12 protein-coding genes are annotated in these 17,432 nt (G+C 50.6%); 9 read left to right on the top strand and 3 right to left on the bottom strand.

What is annotated here, in order from left to right; all coding sequences use genetic code 11:
• Positions 1–257: 257 nt before the first annotated feature.
• Positions 258–839 carry a hypothetical protein gene (locus IE087_RS01315; protein ID WP_189367124.1) on the top strand — a complete coding sequence of 194 codons (582 nt, stop codon included), beginning with the start codon at positions 258–260 and terminating at the stop codon, positions 837–839.
• Between the two features lie 544 nt (positions 840–1,383).
• On the opposite strand, the gene IE087_RS01310 is transcribed toward IE087_RS01315, so the two are convergent.
• The 3 genes from IE087_RS01310 to IE087_RS01300 form a co-directional block, all read right to left on the bottom strand.
• Complete coding sequence (locus IE087_RS01310; protein WP_189367123.1) at positions 1,384–4,362, bottom strand: TrlF family AAA-like ATPase; 2,979 nt, start codon at positions 4,360–4,362, stop codon at positions 1,384–1,386.
• A gap of 227 nt (positions 4,363–4,589) precedes the next feature.
• The gene (locus IE087_RS01305) at positions 4,590–5,504 is read right to left on the bottom strand and encodes an alpha/beta fold hydrolase (RefSeq protein WP_189367122.1); all 915 of its coding nucleotides are present in this window, start codon (positions 5,502–5,504) and stop codon (positions 4,590–4,592) included.
• A gap of 22 nt (positions 5,505–5,526) precedes the next feature.
• Positions 5,527–7,020: a T6SS phospholipase effector Tle1-like catalytic domain-containing protein gene (locus IE087_RS01300; protein ID WP_189367121.1), complete on the bottom strand. Its 1,494-nt coding sequence runs from the start codon at positions 7,018–7,020 to the stop codon at positions 5,527–5,529.
• A 663-nt stretch (positions 7,021–7,683) separates the two neighbouring features.
• Between IE087_RS01300 and IE087_RS01295 the strand changes: the two genes are divergently transcribed.
• From IE087_RS01295 to IE087_RS01260, 8 genes are all read left to right on the top strand, one after another.
• A complete protein-coding gene (locus tag IE087_RS01295; protein WP_189367120.1) occupies positions 7,684–8,643 on the top strand; it encodes a hypothetical protein in 960 nt (319 codons plus the stop codon).
• A gap of 3 nt (positions 8,644–8,646) precedes the next feature.
• Positions 8,647–9,822 (top strand): hypothetical protein, encoded by a 1,176-nt coding sequence (locus tag IE087_RS01290; RefSeq protein WP_189367119.1) that lies wholly within the window; start codon positions 8,647–8,649, stop codon positions 9,820–9,822.
• Between the two features lie 44 nt (positions 9,823–9,866).
• The gene (locus IE087_RS01285; protein ID WP_189367118.1) at positions 9,867–10,469 is read left to right on the top strand and encodes a hypothetical protein; all 603 of its coding nucleotides are present in this window, start codon (positions 9,867–9,869) and stop codon (positions 10,467–10,469) included.
• A 548-nt stretch (positions 10,470–11,017) separates the two neighbouring features.
• The gene (locus IE087_RS01280; RefSeq protein WP_189367117.1) at positions 11,018–11,257 is read left to right on the top strand and encodes a helix-turn-helix domain-containing protein; all 240 of its coding nucleotides are present in this window, start codon (positions 11,018–11,020) and stop codon (positions 11,255–11,257) included.
• Between the two features lie 177 nt (positions 11,258–11,434).
• Positions 11,435–13,432, top strand: a complete 1,998-nt coding sequence (locus tag IE087_RS01275; protein ID WP_189367116.1) for a TniQ family protein — start codon at positions 11,435–11,437, stop codon at positions 13,430–13,432.
• Entirely contained in the window at positions 13,429–14,187 is a 759-nt protein-coding gene (locus tag IE087_RS01270; RefSeq protein ID WP_229801223.1) for a Tn7 transposase TnsA N-terminal domain-containing protein, read from the top strand. The genes IE087_RS01275 and IE087_RS01270 overlap by 4 nt, the downstream gene beginning before the upstream one ends.
• Positions 14,184–16,397: a TnsB C-terminal domain-containing protein gene (locus tag IE087_RS01265; RefSeq protein ID WP_189367115.1), complete on the top strand. Its 2,214-nt coding sequence runs from the start codon at positions 14,184–14,186 to the stop codon at positions 16,395–16,397. The genes IE087_RS01270 and IE087_RS01265 overlap by 4 nt, the downstream gene beginning before the upstream one ends.
• On the top strand, positions 16,394–17,386 hold the full coding sequence (locus IE087_RS01260; RefSeq protein ID WP_189367114.1) for an AAA family ATPase: 993 nt from the start codon (positions 16,394–16,396) through the stop codon (positions 17,384–17,386). The genes IE087_RS01265 and IE087_RS01260 overlap by 4 nt, the downstream gene beginning before the upstream one ends.
• Positions 17,387–17,432: the final 46 nt, after the last annotated feature.

The following is a 17,432-nucleotide window of genomic DNA, read 5'->3' as shown; positions in this document are numbered from 1 at the left end:
CACCGCAAGTTGTTGAAACGTCCAAAACTCTTCAGTTTGCTCCTGTGTAACAGCGCGGTTCCCTACGTCGATTGGGAGATCCACAACTCGAAAAATTTTCAGTTTAACCTCTTTGCGAAAGCGGATGTAGTGTCCTTGCCTACCCTTTTGCTCGTGCGGATAACCAATCGCAACACTGCTAACAATGCTTCTTAATTGAGGCTAGAATTTCTCAAGAAGCCGATTCTGCTTTGGAGAATTCTCGGGAGGCGCAGAAATTGTCGCAAGACATAGATAGAAAAGGACGAATTGGCCCCCAGGGAGTCCATGAAATTCAAAGCAACGCTTTGAATGACATCAAACAGATGAATGTTGGTGAGCTTCTAGGAGAAGACGTCGAAAAAAGTAGGAACATGATGCTCCTAGCGACGTTTTTGGCAGTTGCGTTTTACGTTTTTGATGTGTCGCAAGTTCAAGTCTTTGGCGCAAAAATCTCCATTTCCGAAGGAGGTGATGTCCTATTGGCGCTATTTGTTTTCATAGCAATATCTGCTGTTAGTCTATTCCATTGGGTCAATGTCAGGTCCGACTTGGTAGCAAAAGATGCCCATCAACAAATCCTGTTCCTGACTCTGCACCAAAACGTAGCATTGCTTACCGACATAGAAGCTGATCTCATGAGCGATGGCGACCAAGTGACCTCTGAAGCTGCAAAGGCGGCTAAAATTCGTCTTGAACAAACGGGACACAAAATTTCTTCTCAGAAAACTTGGGTTCTCTGGACGTCAGCAATCCTATCTTTGCTCTGCCCAATAACGGTTATGCTAGCAATCGTACTCGACTTGTTCTTTATCACCTGAAGCTATCTCGTGACGATGCATTGTTCGACGGTTAGTACCAGTGAATCGTCATCCCAGTGACCGTTTTCGATGTGGAGCTCAAACCTCCTATCGTTCGCATTGAACCATCCATCAAATTCGAGCTTTTGACAGACCAAGGTCACGCCATCTTTGAGCTTAAACTCGCCCGTTTCCTCGTTCGTTTCATTCAATTCGACGTTTAGACATGAATGCCCTTCTTCGTTAACATCATCAAAGACAATCGAAATATTGGTCCTTCTGTCAAAATTGCACCCGCTTGTATAGTGATCCGAAGCTGCGGGTATCGATGACCCCATGAAAAGGACCACAGAAGCGGGCCCTATCACGTGGTTCATAGTCTTCCTTACATCTCGCATTCTTGAACTCCCTAATCGGCTTGGCCAATATCTCGCAAATCTTGACGCGTGTCATCAACTAGGGCGGTCTTGGTGCTCTATGTGCGGCGATGCCGCGTTGCCTCTGCAGCACGGTTACAACGCGGACTTTCGTGGAAGCATCAAATCAACGCATTTATGCGGACACTCTATTTTATCTGGTATTTCAGTCGTCGCTGAACAAACGCGGGTCTGGAGCCTTCCAGAATTCTGACGATGGCATCGTTGATACGCGGGTTTTCAATCGAACCACTTTCATAGGTGAATTTGTAGTTGTTGGCCTTGTCGAGCGTCACGTAAAGAATTTGCTCGGCATCGGCCCCGACTGCAAGGTTTGGGTTGTGAGTGACCAATACCACCTGTCGAGATTTCTTTGCCTCGCGAATGCAACGCGCGAGCACAGTAAAGATGCTATCATTGTCGAGGTTGTCTTCCGGCTGGTCGATGATCAGCGGTGTTTTTTCTTTGTCGAGATGCAGGTAGAACACCAACAGCAATAGACCTTTTTCGCCTGGGGAAAGCTGGTTCAAGTTTTTTCCGCCCAATCGAAGCTCATAGCGCGGCTCGAAGTATTCCAGAGAGAAAAGCAGATCGTAGAGACGCTTAATATCCTTGATCTGTTTCGAGATATCTTCCGCTTTGATGTCGGCAATGATGGTCTTGGCAAAGCTCAGGATGGTTTCAACATCATTCCAGTTCACGTCTGTCATGCGCTTTTCCAGATCGCTGCGCCCCTCTACGGCACCGCGAAACGGCCCGCGTGCCGTCTGGGTCACGAGTTCCAGAAAACGCCCAGGAAAATCTTGCGACGGAACAAATGACGCGTTGATCGATACATCAAATGCCTCCGAACTAACGGTTGCCAGCTTCTCCTCGACGCTGGATTTCAGGCCTTCGTAGAAAAAGCGCACCTTTTCCTTGGCGCTGAAAATCAAACGCGCGAGATCGTCGCGGTCGGAATAACGGGTATCAAGTTGCGCCTGCAGGTCTTCCTCGATGTAGCGAATACGGGCCTCCAAGTCTTTGACGGTGCCAGGCTTGGGGCTCTCATCTTCCCCCATGACTTCTTCCATCTTTTTCGTGATTTCCGAAATGGTCTGGAGGTAGCGCTGATAGCGGCGCTGCGGCGCGGAAAGAGTTTCCTGCAAGTCCTTCAGTCTATCGGCGAGATACTGGTGGGCTTTGCGTAAAGAGGGAACGCTGGTGACCGCAGCAAAGTCCGTGCCCTCGGTAAACTCGCCGGCGTGTTCGGCCTCCAACGCCTTCACTTCGGCGGCAAGTTCGGTAGCCTTGGCATCGATGCTTGCTGTGCTGATCTTGTGGGAAACGATGAGGTCAATATCCAGACCAAAGCGTGTACAGCTGGGCCTAAGCTCTTCTTTGCCTTGCTTCACGTGAGCGTCGAGAGCGTTGATGGACTCCTTGAGCGATCCGAGCGAAGTTAGGTCAGTCTTGATGGCCGATAGTCGGTCGACTTCCTGCTTGCCGCGTTCCGTGACGGTCGCTTGAAGGGCTCGCGTTCGTTCTATCTCCTCGGATACGGCACGTTGTTTGGGCGTTTCTTCCTCCGGCTTTTCGACAGCCGCTGGTTTCGATTTCTCAAGGACGTGGTACTCTTCGCGCCGTTGATTCAGCTGCTCTTTCAACCGGGCGCTGGTCGAGGGATCTGCTTTCTGCTCAAGTTCAATGATTTCAATGTTTAGCTCGCGCAGACGCACCTTTAGGGCGCTAATGTCGCTCTTGCTCTGGGCCGTCTTCAGGTCTTCGAGTTCTGAAAACGTTGATTTCCCCATGCGGTCGGATTCCTCCACATGCGAGAAAACAACCTCTTCTATCTCCTTGCGAAACGCTTTGACCTCGATCTCGTTCGTTAGGCTTTCGAAATAGTTCTGGGGAAGGTACTTGACGGCTTCTGGCCGGAGCGCATCAACATCTTCATCGAGCTTTTTCGTGCGCTCGGTTCCGCTCGCCCATTTCAGAGTTGCCGTAAAATTTTCGGCGTAGCCTTTTTGGCGGAATTTTCGGTTGCGGGCTTCGTCGGTCAGAAACGAGAAATGCTCTTGTTGGCGCGACTCCGCGAGGAGCCCAAGAATGTCGGCGATAGCGCTCTTGCCGCTCCCCTTGTTGCCAATAATAGCAGTTAGCTCAGGGTTGAAGGGTATCGCAACATTCCTGAACCAAGAGCCGTTGGCTCCTGCATATCCCGCAATCTGATCAATGTGCAGCCCCGCGACAAAACGGGTTGCATCCTGATTGAGCCGTTCCAAAACGCTGGGACGCTCACCGATATGCACGCGACCCTTTGGTTCAAAAAGCGTTTGCCGGAGTCCTCTAAACGTCAAATCGGCCTTGATCCAGGTCGGCGGGTATCCTGTCTCGTCGCCGGAGAGCCTGACAAGATCGGCCATCGCATGAGCGTCCGAGCCTGAATAAACGGGCTTCTTCTCGGAAGGGCGGCCGTCCTCGTAGCGATTCGTACTAAGGAAGTAGCCCGTGCTCTTGTCTGACCCGAAGAAAGCGTGACTGGCCTTGTCTAGCTCATCCGAGATCGATTTGCTGCGGGCAGATTTCGTGTCAACGCCGCGCAGACCATCATTGCCGGCCGCCGTGACGATCATATAGGCCGTCTCGTCGGGGAACACCTTCTGGAGAGCCGTTTGAAGATCGGACAGGCTAATTGTGGCCTGTTCGTATTCTTCGCGCGAGGTGAGCTCGCTGCAGCGAAGGCGCAGACCTTCCCGAGTTTTGTGCGTATGCAGATCGCTGAGCAAGGTGCGCAGCTTCGTTTCGGAAGCAAGCGCCGGGTCGATCAGGACATGGGTGTGAACATTGCGGCCGTCCGAACTCACGGTTTCCGTGAGCCGGAACTCACAATTCGGGATAAAGATCCTTGTGCCGTCTGGGTAAAAGCGCTCATACGCCTGTGAAACGGCCAAGTAAGAGTCAAAGGAGAAATAGTCTGTGATCCCAAATACCTGAACGTCCGACTTTTCTAGAACGTCGAGATAGGCGCGGAGATTCTCCTCACTGGTATCGCCGTAGCCATTTGCCAGTTTGGTGCCCGGCCCGTGAAGATGGAGATCCCACCGATGCCATCCCGACCCATCTTTCTTGTACTTAATAGTCATTGCTTTTAATCCACTTGCGCCTAGAGGAGGCGCCTCAAATCACATGGAATACATTGTACCGCGCAACTATCTGCGGCAAGCACGAATGACTGATCTGGGGAAGCCACGCTGCGGCGTGCTGTAGAATCCAAAGGGAAGCTTTGGGCTGCTCAAGATCGCAATTTGGAAGGGGCGCTAAATTGTCTTCAGATGGAGATAGCTTACCTCACAATGGAACTATTTTTAGTTCATTGCAGCAGCACTTCATCCAGTTCGTTCATGACTTCGTGAAAGTGCGTATAGGTCAGCCCATGTCCAGCGCCCCTGATTTCCACGCTGGTGCCGGTCGGATACCAATGATCAAACAGCCGTTTAGCCCAAGGCGATGGAATGGTAGAATCGTCGGCTCCAAACACCGCCCTTATTCGCAATTCCGAGCGGACGATCTTGCGATGCTCCGCTTTCATATTCGAGGCCAAAACGCCATTTAGGGAAGACACAAGTGATGGGATGTAACCACGATACACGAGTTCACGCTTTTGGCTTTGAACAACGCGTGCCACTTCTGGGAGATGTGCAAATCCCTGAGCTTCGTTGTCGAATTGGCTCGGCAACACTTTAGGCAAGACCGCTAGCAGGTGAGGGTCAAAGACCTTAGGAAAACTGTGCGCGACACGCCGTGTGATTGGGAAACGAACGATCATTCCTGCAGGTGCCACCAAAAGCATCCTGTCTACTGCATCGACGTTTTGGCTGACAAAGTGCGCCGCGATAGCACCACCCATCGAGTATCCCAAGATATTCAATCGCTGATTGCTCAGGTTCAGTCGCGACAATAGCTCGGTCAATTGCTGAGTGAAAAATCCCGGTGTTTGCAACGTATCAGGGCGGTCCGAGAACCCGCGGCCATAGAGATCGTAAGTCAGAAGACGGTAGCCTCGTTCGCGTAGCAACGGCTTCAGCTGGTCCCAAACATAGCTTGATGTCGACCAACCATGGGCGCATATCAGTATGGGTAGGTCTGTGTCTTCATCTAATTGATAGTGTGTATAGCCATGGCGCAATTTAATCAATTTTCCGGGGCGCCTGCTGCGGGCCGCTCCTGTCATGGTCGGGAGGTTCATTTCGCGTGCGCGCCAAGTCTTTCTACTGAAGATAGCCATGTTAAATCTCCCCCCAAAACACTTAGGACAAACGTTCTACTCGAAGGGTCACGCTGCCATTGTTGTTGAAGTAAAACCTCCATGCATCGTTGGCGTAGCAATATAGATAGCCGCCGGATTCAATCTGCTTAGTTCTCTCATCCCCTATCAGGAATGCTTCGTGTTCGTTGATTTCCTTTTTAACTCCATCGACGCCAAAACCGTTTGCAATAACACCGATCAACGAAAACCAGTTTGCGTTCTCAAATCTACGAGCGGGTGAATACGTGCTTGGCTCAGGTGGATTGCTCGCCCATTTTTGCTCCAGCTTGGACCACCAATCACCAACCTTATGTCCTGTTTGACGTTTGTCTTGAGGAGTGCCGCTGGGCCCATGAGCCACCTTTGCATCAAACCACTGACCATCGGCTGTGAACCGGTAGGTTTCGCCGTCTTCGATAAATAGGTTGGTATGAACCCACTGCTGTTTGGATGTCACCTCCAACAGGATGCTTTCGCCCGTGGCCAAATGTGTAGTGGTCCAGTAACCCTGATTGGACATGTGCCGAATACGAGCTGCATCACTGATTCTTTCATTTGTTGCAGCACGTAGAAGATTTGGGACCGCCCTCGGACGCGACTTGAGCCTTCCGAAAAACCCTTTGCGGGAGTTTTCGAGTTGTCCTACAGGGCGAGGGCTCAAGGTGTCTTTGTAAGACGGACTAAGTAGCAGACCGGCGGCCTTGGCTTCACTTATCATCCATTCCAAAGTAACATCAGACAGATCACGAATAGGGTACCCACCGCCAACATTGGCATGCACCCCTGGGAACCAAACCTGTTTCATGTCCCTATCTGCGTTGCCGTGGGTCTCGTCCCACAAGGTCGGTGCATAAGATCGGCGCATTTCATCGATGGACAATGCATGCCGTGCAACCCGCACATTGTCTGACAGTGTCGTATTGTTGAACTGGTGTTTCTCGGGTTTGAACCACTTCCGGATGACGTGCACCTCATCTGGAATACCGAGGGCACCCACAGTGTCCCAACAACCCATAAACTGGATATCGGGCGTCGGATGGGTAGGGACGTTGGCAATTTTCGATTGATCAATGCCCCTGTCCCTGTAACGCGAGAAAGCAACTTCAGACCATTCCCGTCGCTCGTATTTCGTAAGATCGCCCGAGGATAGATCAAGCAAACCCGCAGCATTGATCATTCCGACAAGGCTCCGAATTGTGTACGCGCCTCGGCTAAAGCCGAAGAGCATAATGCGATCAGTTGGGCGGTAGTTCTTCGCCAGCCAAATATAGGCGTCGACAATGTTCGCATCGAGGCCCTTGCCAAATGCCCCACCGGTCAATCGAGAGACGAATCCGCCTGTCGTTCCAACGCCGGTTTGATATTCGATCATCTGGTCGGCTTCAGGCACATTAGCTGATTTGCACAACTTCCATAGTAAATTGACGTTCGTCAAACGCGCAGGGTTGTCGTTACTGTTCCATGTGCCATCAGCAAAAAACACCAAATTTTTCATTGTTAATTCTCAGTAAAAATCTCAGTATCAAAAAGGACTGTTCGTACAGTTTGTGTAGATATCGTTACTCAACCCTAACAACGCAATACAGTTGAACTCAAGGCTTTCCGAGCATCAGATGGATGTACGGTTTTGCGAGCTCCCGAGGCACACAAAATAGGTCTGCTGTTCAAATCTAATTCATGCTGAATCAGGCTAATTGGGCGGCCTTCTAAGGCAATTTATTGACTGAGACTGTTAGAAAACTGCACTGGCGGCGCAGGTCCTAAAGCCATGCTGCACTTGCAGTATCCGTTTCACGGATTCTTCTTGAGCTGATGGAGCGGATGATGATCGAGACCGGCTCTGTCTCTCTGTGTCGTGGCATGAACCCATTCGACGGCACCGAACCCACGCGCTGCGGGCTGCACCACTGCCACCGAATGAGGTTGCCTCGCCCTCTCCCGCGTTCACCACGTGGCAGATTTGTGAGGCGGAAGCCTGCAATTCGGAACGAGAGCAAAGGAAGTCGTGAGGCGTGTTATCTCTTTTGCCTAAACAAAGCACTGATAGTGGCTCGGCCTTCGATTTTCTGATACGTATAAACATCATTGATGTGGTGAAGGGAGCGCGTACCTGTATGGGCTCGGCATACCCGAAATTATTATTGGAGGTCCAATGAGAATGAACTTCTTGGCCAAAGCCATTCTTCCAATTCTGGCACTTATTCTTGTTGCTACAAGTGCATCAGCTCTCACACGACTGGCGCGGAGCGCTGTCTCTCCCGAGCAACGCATTTCCAATGAGGAGTTCTTCCAAAGTGTTGATGCGGTCGATTCTACACTTGGTATTGGAATTCAGGGACTCGTACGCGAGTTTGTGGATGCTGAAAACTCGGCACAAATCACCTTGGATTTCAGCAAAGCTTCGATTTCAGATAGAAATGGCGTGGCATGTATCCAAATCGAAGAAAATTGTTGGTCTCTTGGCGTAAGCTTAGAGAACGCGGTGCGCATAGCGCACTGGGTGGCCCAAGGCACGTGGCGTGCCTTCTCTTGCACCCGTGTAGACAAGACGGCGGATTCAAGAAGGATTCAGAAAATCTTGACTGCAGATGGCCTTATCGATGTTGGGCGAGAACTCCAATTCGGTTGCGGGAACAATTTTATCCATACATCTTTGAACAGCACCGAACTTATTGAGATGATGCGACTAATAGACTTCAATTGGGGGTCTTTCGATCAGTCGACATGCTCCTTGAGACGGGCAGCCGAACTCAATGTTGAGTACGGAATCACAACCGTTGACCCCAGATCCAGCGCCTCCTCCGAATATCGACAGAGTTGGGTAAACATCGACTTTGATGAGCGGTATGTCATCGGAGTTAGTCCTTCAGAACAGCAGTTTTATGTTGTGGAAGGGCAGCCGCAGCGCTACCGCTGGCGCAGAACCGAGGGCCAACTGCCGCATATCTTTGCTGTCTGTGAATCGTTTCCGATTAGCCTAGTTGACAGTGATAGTGAACAAATTAGCGTCCGAGCACTGAGAGCATTCGCCGTCGCTGCAATCTTTCGGACTTGGTCCTCTCAGCAATATGGACCACTTGTTGACGCTGTGAACGTTCATGTTGACAACTATGATTGAACCATGAGGTTCATGTACCACTGCTTTAGCAGGTTATCTAGGGATGAAGAAACGGAGATTGGTTGCGCCGATAGAACAGGCGACGATTGGTACAAAGAGCTGTGTACGCTGGTTCTTCAGGGAGTACTCGAGTTTGGTTTCTTACTTCGGCCTGAAGACAAAATGCTAAGAGTTCACTTGTCGGGTACGGCCGAGGAAGACGTGGTGCAGTTTTATGAGCAATGCCGTTGCTCATTTACGCTTTCGGATGCACGAGGTTTAACTTCAGATTACCCCGTTCTTCGTCAATCGCATCGCGATCTCTTTGGGGATATTGCTGTCGCCGTTCCAACTCATCTAGCAAAGATGCTAGGGATGCATCCGTGCCTCTACTCTCACGACGATATTGATCTTGGGTATGATCAAAGAAAGGATGATGCCGAGCACGACCTCCTGGGCACGATTAGTGCAGTGAATGCACAGTTCACACAAGTAACAGACATTCTACGTATACTTGCAATAGTTGAGTCAAAATCACGAGAAGCGCAGCCCAAAAATGTAAGGCAGGAGATTTCGTCCTTAGACGCACTAACATCTGAAATTTTTCAGATAAAAAACCCAGTAAAGAAAGGCGATGATTCACTAGTCCAATACGCCCTATCTCTATCTCCGGAAAATGCGAAATTCATTATTGACGTTACGGACCTTTATCGTGAGTCCATGTATGACCTTGCGGGAAAAATGGAGATCATCCAATCCCTCTTTCAGAGTATAAGCGCGTCGTCGCGCTCTGTGCCATTTCACTATTATGATCAGCAGGAGTGGCGTTTAGTACGCTCAATATCGGATCGAACTATCATAAGCTGTCTAGACCTACAGCGTGATCCGTATAGCGTCCGCGGCTTCTATAACAAGAAGTACTCCGAAAAGGCTCGATCTCACGTCTGCAAGGTTGCTGATCATAGAAATAAAGGCTGTAAGTCTCCAATTGATTTTTCAAATTTCTGGATGCATTGGGGCTTAGATGTCGTGGCGAGCTCAAGTTCTCTTAATATCTACTCTATCATTGATCATATCATCTGCCCTAAAGGATGGAAGAACGACGTACAGGGCTTAGTACGTAAGATCGGCGTTCGTCGTGGGTTGATGAGAAAGACACCTATCCAGATATTTGATTGGGATGAGATTGGAGTGGAATAGTGGACGCCTTGCATCAGGAACAATACTGGTTTTGGTCAATTGCAATGTCTATAGTTTCGTTGCTTGTTTCGAGTCTCATCACTATCTTGGTTCTTCTTTTATCGAGCAGATTTAATAAAAGCCTTAAGGTCATAGAGCTCGCAAATAAGAGTCAGGAGAGAGTTGCTGATCTTCGTGCAAAGCTCTTTGAAGACATCAAGAGCGATGTAAATCAGATCTTTTTGTCCTGCTATTTAGTCGGTAATTGGCGATCTATTGGCCCAGACCAGGTGTTACAGGCCAAACGCAGAGTAGACCAGGCAATGATCGAAGCTCTTCCAATTTGGGGGTCCGAAGTAATGACGGCCTATCAAGAGTTCATCGACGCTTGCTTTCAAACCAAGTCTGGCCGAAACACTTCTCCACGCCTTAGGGGTGATCCGCGTAGATATGCTCAAGAACATACTTCGCTGCCGGAAGATTGGCAGAGGTATTTTATGGAAGAAGACAAACGCCGAGAGTGGATTTCCCAGAGACTTCCCCAAGAGCTCGAACCGTCATATCGTAGGCAGATACTGCTCCCGGCGTACGTAGATTTAAACACCAAGCTAGCAGCATCAATCGGTGTAGAACTGTCTCGACAGCAGACCAAAGAGTTGTTTTTATAGCTTGGCTTGTGTTCCAGGAGCCAATCTCTGGTTCGAGATCAGGTTTTTTTTTGCCTTTGGCACAAACGTATCAGTCTCGACCAAGCGCGATCCGCACTATCAGCTCTTGTCCTCTACGGAAGAACAGTCAACTCCTGCTCCGCGAAAGCTACGCTCCATTCGATACCTATCTGATCTACATCCCTTCTGGGCTAATTCTAGAATGTCGAGAATCGCTAACTGAAGTTCTGACGGTTCGCAGTAACTCGATGACAGGTGATGAAGGTCAGCTACTGCATATAGTGCTACATCCTTTATTGGTTCGCGTCCGGGCTGATCATGCGATGAACAATCCGAAGAGATTCAATGGGTTGGTAGCGAGTATTCCGCCAGGAAAAAGATACGCTACTTTGGCCATGCCAGACATAGCGTAAATTATTGTTTTTATTATTAACTTATGCTGTCTTTGTTGAACTGGGAACCCAATACAGAAAGTTCTTGCGCAACGAATCATCTCCATGCAATCAAGAATTCAGGTGTGTAGCTGAACGGCATTTCTTGGGGAGTATTTGACCTTGCTGGTACTAAATATAGACCGCCATAAGCAGATCATTGAGCGCTTACATGAGCGCGGCGTCTCTCTTGGAATGATCAGCCGTACACTGAAGAAGTCGAAGTCCCACGTCACAGCAACCTGTCAAGGACGGACCAAAAGCGCATTGGTCGAGAACGAGATCGCCAGGCAATTGGATTGCGAGCCAAGCGACCTGTGGCCAGAGCGCTACCGGACCGCAGAGGAGGACCAATAACAAGTTAGACCGAAACGAAAAGAACCCAAAGGCGGCAACCTTTGAGTTCTTAACATAGTCGGGGCATCAAGGACGCCGCTTTGTCTAGTCCTTCATCCCCGTTTTCGCAGACGCAGTCAAGTGTTTGGCTGCCCTTTTGGGCTGCCGAAACGCCTGATGAAGACATTGGGGATGAGAATGAACACGCAGCTCAAACCGGCATCACATGATGGCGTACATAGCCAGTCGCCGACGGGGACGATTAAACCGAGCAGTCGCATACTGGCGCTTACGGTACCGCTCTATGACCGCGAAACTCTACAGTCTTACGTCTCACGCCTGACCAAGCGAAACGGACTAGAATACGCTCAGGACCTCTGCCGGTTCTTCGATATGAGATGGATTTCGCTAGTGAATGGTGATCCAGCATCCATTGATGCGCTTTCAGACCTTTGTGGTGTCGATGCAAAACGGTTAGGCAAATTTGCCGTCAGATTGGACAGTCATCATATCTACCGTGTGAATGGCCAAGTCCTTTCGTCAGAAATTGCAAAGCGCTATGATCAAAGGGTGTGTCCGGCGTGCATTGCGGCAGATCTCAGCAATGGCAAACACAGAGCATACGGTCGTGCTGAATGGCAGCTCTCGAGTTTTCGTGTCTGCCCTGTCCATAAGCTCAATCTCATCACGCTGCCGCGGGCAGCGTACCCCCGGTCGCCATACGATTTCTCAGGTAGGTTGTTCGACCACAGAGTTTGGTGCGACCCGAAATCACATTGTGAGGCGAAGGAAGGCGCTAGCCTTGAGATTGAAAACTACATCATTCAGCGCTTGGAAGGCGCGGTTCCCAACCGTTGGATTGATCAACTCGATTTGGATGTTGCGCTAAAGTTCCTTCGGGCCGCAGGTGCGGTTCTTGAGCATGGCTCAGACGCCCGTCTTTCCAAGCTTGGCGATGATGAGCTTGCGATCTGCGAAGAGGTTGCCTTTGATGCAGCAGGCAGATCTGCCACAGATTTCTATGACTTACTTGAAGAGATCGCGCTCAGATCAGAAACGGACCGGCGAAACTTCCATAAGGACTTCGGCGCTATTTCTGCTTGGCTGTCGAGGGTGGATCACCGCAGTCCGAGGCTGGCTGTATTGCTGGATACTTTGTCAGCCTTTGCCTTTGCGCATTACCCGATCCCTGCCGACAAGGCAGTGTTTGGGCGCAAGCGCACTACGCGTAAGATCCATCGACTTTCTAGCGCAGCGCGTGAGTTTAGTGTCGATAGCCCTCGGCTAAAAAGGTTCCTTCGAGCCAATGACTTGCCTCAGGACTCGATCGGTAAAGGGATGGTTTTTCCGATAGACCGCTATGGCTCAGAAATTCAAAGGTTTGCGGAGTGCCTTTCGGCCAAGGAGGCGGCCGCCAGACTTGGAATCGGCTATGATGCCTTCAAGCGTCTGCACCGGTCAAAAAAGCTACGGCCTCAGTTTGAACTTCCTGGGATTGCCCCGTGCTACCACCCCTCCGACATCCTCGAACTTCTGAATCAAACCAAACGCCACGCGAAGATAGTTTCTGGCATCTCCAGCAACTATGAAGACTTACTGGCGCTCTGTATTCGCACCAAATGCCCGATCGAAGAACTGCAAGCATTGGTGGCTAGCGGCAAGATCCAATCGCTTTGTAGCGATGCATCGGACAGAGGATTCCGAAGCATATTTGCGGATCCGGAAGAGGTCTGGGAAGCGCTCCCGTTTGATCCGTGGACCGGTATCACGAAGACGGAACTTAAAGCGCTTCTACGGATCAACGACAGCACTGTGAAACTTCTCGTCGAAGAGGGATTTCTTGAAATGAAAACCATCAAGCGAAGTCGCCATAGGCGCGCTATCGGGATGGTCGGAATCGGCTCGCTGAAACAGTTTGTACAGGGTTATGTCACGCTCGGCCTGATCGCAGCTGATGAAGGTGTTCAAGGCCAAGCGATTTACGCCAAGCTTAGAGGATTAGACCTGATCCCCTTCACCCAAAGCCCAAAGTACAGCCTCATCTATCATCGCTCTGACATCGCTGATTGCGGCTTCAGGATCAGATCAGGAAATCAACAATTCGAAGCGATGATGACGCGGCTCGACAACGAGCTTCGGACCACCTCTCGGCCTCAATTGTTGACGCAGCCCAACCTTTCGGGAGAGCGCCGATGATTGATGAAAATACAATCGATCATGATACTTGGGCATACGGTCTACCTAAGACCAGATCAGCCGGTAAGATCGAGTTGGGGCCCATCCATGGCGTGCTGCCATTTACGGGGGTCCGGAATCCAATCTCCGTCAGTAGCACCTCTCAAAAGGTCATGCTTCCCTACAAAACAGAGGCAAACAACTGGATGCCAAGAGTTGGCGCTGCGGAGAGTGCCGCTGAGGCGGCAGTAGCCGAAGAAGCGTTGATTTCACCTGACATTTACGATGTGGAGTTTCAGCCGGTTGAGTTCGAGTATAGTTATCCTGCTGGTCGGAAACGTAAGCATACGATTGACCTGCGTCTGACTTTCAGGAACGGCCTACGGCGGTTCGTATTTGTGAGGAACCGCGCCAGCTTGCGGAAGCCTGAAACTCAGGAAGAGATCGAAGCAATTTGGTTGGCGACGCCTCCATCCGAGGCACACGAATTTGCCGTCGTAGAGGCGGACGCCTATTCAAGACCGCGTCGCGAAAACCTGCGCCGTATGCACCGGGCCGTTTGCTTCGAACCGGACCCTATTGCAGATCAAATCGTCACGGACGCTTTGTGGGACATTTCTGCACTCTGGCGCATGTCCGACATCAGCAAGGTCGTCGACCTGTCGAGAGCCCGAATCTTCGATACTTGTTTGAGATTGCTCGCCAACGGGCAGTTAGGCGCAAATCTGGACAATGTTATTTGTCACCATTCCAGAGTTTGGAAGGCTTCAGCATGAAGAAACCAAACTACACGATTGAAGATCGTACGCAGCTCATTCTTGCTGGACAGACGAGGAGTATTGAGCGCCGCAGCGATGGAACATACGACGTCTTCAACGAAACTGCAGGGACACACTGCATCTGGAACATCAACGAAGTTCTGAGCTTCTTAAAGATGCCGGGCGTAGCAGCAGCGCAGCTTATTCAGTCTGTCTCTGGTGCCGCAACCGCGCTTCGAGCTGGACAGCGACTTTATAAAGACACGTTGTCGCCTGCTTGTCGTGATCAGATTGATTTTCGCAAAGCACTCATCTTGGGGGTCGATGCCGTCGAAGCTGAAGGCATCGCCATTTATCAAGCTGCGTTAGACAAGAAAGAGGTAGTGCATCGCGTCATCAAATTTGCTGAGAAGATCTACACGACCCGTCCAATCGTCTGGCTGCAAACTGAACAGTCAAAGGTAAGAGGAGGATCACGCCGAGACGCCAACTTCGTGCCTGGTGGCCGCACAATTTGGAAGTACCGCGAACGCTATTACGACCATGATTGCGACGAATTGGTACTGGCGGACAAAGATCATCTAAAGGGTAATCGTTCAAATCACGGCGTCAGCCCCCGCATGTGGGAGCTCATCCGACAGGCCGTCGACGAAATTTACATGGACAAGAAAGGTGCATCCCCAGCTGCGGTATATGCGTACTTGGAAACGCTTTTCATGGATGAAAACGAAAGACGCAAGCAAATCGGTCTGGCGTCGTTCAAGATGGTATCGCAGCAAACGGTACGTCGGGAGATCAAGAAAATAAGTCCAACTGCCCGCGCTGTTGCCCGCGATGGGAAGCGAGCCGCGCAAAACGACCATTTGCGGGGCTTGACTGAAACACATGCTCTCAAGTTTGGCGAACAGATTGAACTTGACGAATGCCGTCTCTCATTGATGACAGTGTGCAAAGAGAAAGGCTGGTGGGAGAAATTTTCAAAACAAGAGAAATGCGTAGTCGAGGAGATTGAGAAGGTCTTGGCGACCCGGCTTTGGCTCATCGTTGCATTCGATGTTGCTACCCGCTTGCCCTTGGGGTGGACCCTAACCGACAACCCCGGTCACGAGGCGACGCTAGACGTTCTGCGAATGGCCACAAGAGACAAGACGAAAGAAAAAGTTTTGTACGACTGCGAGTCTGATCCGGCGCCTGCAGTGGGTCTCCTCGCAGTTAAGACGGATAATGGCGCAGGCCTGCGAAACGGACCGGTAAAGATGGCGACGATGGGGATCTTAGCTCAATCAGTCGACTGTCGATCTTATCATTCTGGAGACCGACCTTACATTGAACGCTTCTTCGGTTCTAATGAAAGCCAGGTCTTCAACCTCATTCATGGATATACGGGCCGGAAAGCGGGTCATTTGAAGGGCTATGATCCGATAAAGAACGCCGTATTTGACGCGGATGAGCTTTTTGGGATCATAACCCGCTACTTCGTAGACGAATACCCTTTCCGGCGACATGGCGGTTCAACGATGCGCGGTATGCGTCCGATTGAAGCCTACAACTATGCCAATGACAATTACGGGTGCGTGGCAGAAATCCCCGAGATGACACGTCGGATTCATTTGGGGTGGCGTTCCGAAGCTACGGTCACTCATGAGGGCGTGAGGGTCTTTGGTCTTCCTTACTCGTCCGAAGCGATACAGGTCATAGCAGAAAGCAAGAATCGGAAGGTTACCGTCTTCTCTGATCCCGATTGCGTTAACGAAGTGACTGTTTTGCAGGAGGGAAATGACACGCCAGTACTTGGTGAGCTGACTTGGACAATGATGAGTGACCTAACGGTAGCAGAGGCTATAGAGTTTCAGGCCTACGCTTGTTCGGAACCGACCGATGGCGCAGCTGACTACGAGACGCGCCTTTTGAAAGCGCGCAAGAGGCGCCACGACGATGTTAAAAGGAAGGGTCTCGAAAAGAAGCTGCCAAGAAGCTTCATGACGATCGCCGAAGCAGAGACAAAGGCTCAAACCATCATTCAGGTTCGAAATGCTCGGCACGAACCACTGTCTGGTACAGCATCGCCTGGCGAGGTTTCCGCGCTGTCTCCCACAGGTGGCATATTCAAGGTTGGATCTGGGTTCGACGGGCCAATCGACTCTGACAAAGATGAACCACCCGCGACGTCGGAGGCCACCGAGAAGAGGCACTTTGGCCGCCCTAAATCTCAAGGCAACCTCAAGTGAAGTTCGTCAATGATGAAAGGGCTGCGATCCTAAAGAAACTTGCTTCGGTTCACTATGAGTTCCCGAGAACTCGTCGCTTGGAGCGAGTGTTTACACATATTGTGACCGATTATCTGACGCGGGCAGGCATTCGGGAGCAAGGTGGAAAGAGATTTGAGGCGTTCGCACTACTGCTGATTGGGCCTTCTCGGGTCGGGAAAACGGCTGACCTCGAACAACTGAGCAGAGAGTTCAATTCGGCTCAAATCGTGCTGCCCGATGGCAGAACAGCAAAGATGATCAAGGTGACTCTAAGCGGCCTCGTGACCTGGAAAATGCTCGGCTCGAGCACGCTGACCGAACTTGGTTTTCCAATCCAGGTTCCGCAAAACGCAAATCAAGATTTGATCTGGAACCTAGTTGCAAAACATGCCCAAGAACACGGCGTGGTGTGTATTCACTACGATGAGTGCCAACATATCTTCAAAGACAAGTCCGCCGAGGCCCAGAACATTCTCATTGATAGTTTCAAGTCTCTGCTCAAGAAGCCCAGTTGGCCGCTTATGTTGATCTTCTCCGGCGTGAAAGAGCTTCGAGAATTTATCATGAGGGAGGAGCAGCTTCGGTTTCTGGTCAAGACCGTTACTTATGATGAGATCGACCCGAGCAGCGAAGAAGATTTACTTGAGCTCAACAGACTATGTTTCGCCTATGCTGACCGGGTCGAAGTGGATTTCACTGATCTGAGTAACTCAGATTTCTTTCGCAGATTGGCCTTTGCATGCTCCAACCGGTGGGGCCTGGTCATCAATCTTCTCTTTGACGCGCTGGTCGAAGCTGTCTCTGCAAAGGAGGCCTCCATAACGTCTGCACACTTTTGCCATGCATTCACCGAAACGCAGGAATTAAGTCCACGAATATCTCCGTTCTCGATCAACGAGTATGAGAAGTACTTTGACCGCGAGGCCATACTGTCCGCGTGGCTAAGAAAGGGAAAAGATGCTCTCTAGCTTCTCTAATCAATGTCATGCTAGCGGAATAGCAAAGTGTTCTAAG

The sequence above is a fragment of the Tateyamaria omphalii genome, from assembly GCF_014651375.1.
Taxonomy (GTDB): domain Bacteria; phylum Pseudomonadota; class Alphaproteobacteria; order Rhodobacterales; family Rhodobacteraceae; genus Tateyamaria; species Tateyamaria omphalii.
The sequence above is the reverse complement of the archived record's forward strand: the minus strand, read 5'-3'. Positions and strand labels throughout refer to the sequence as shown.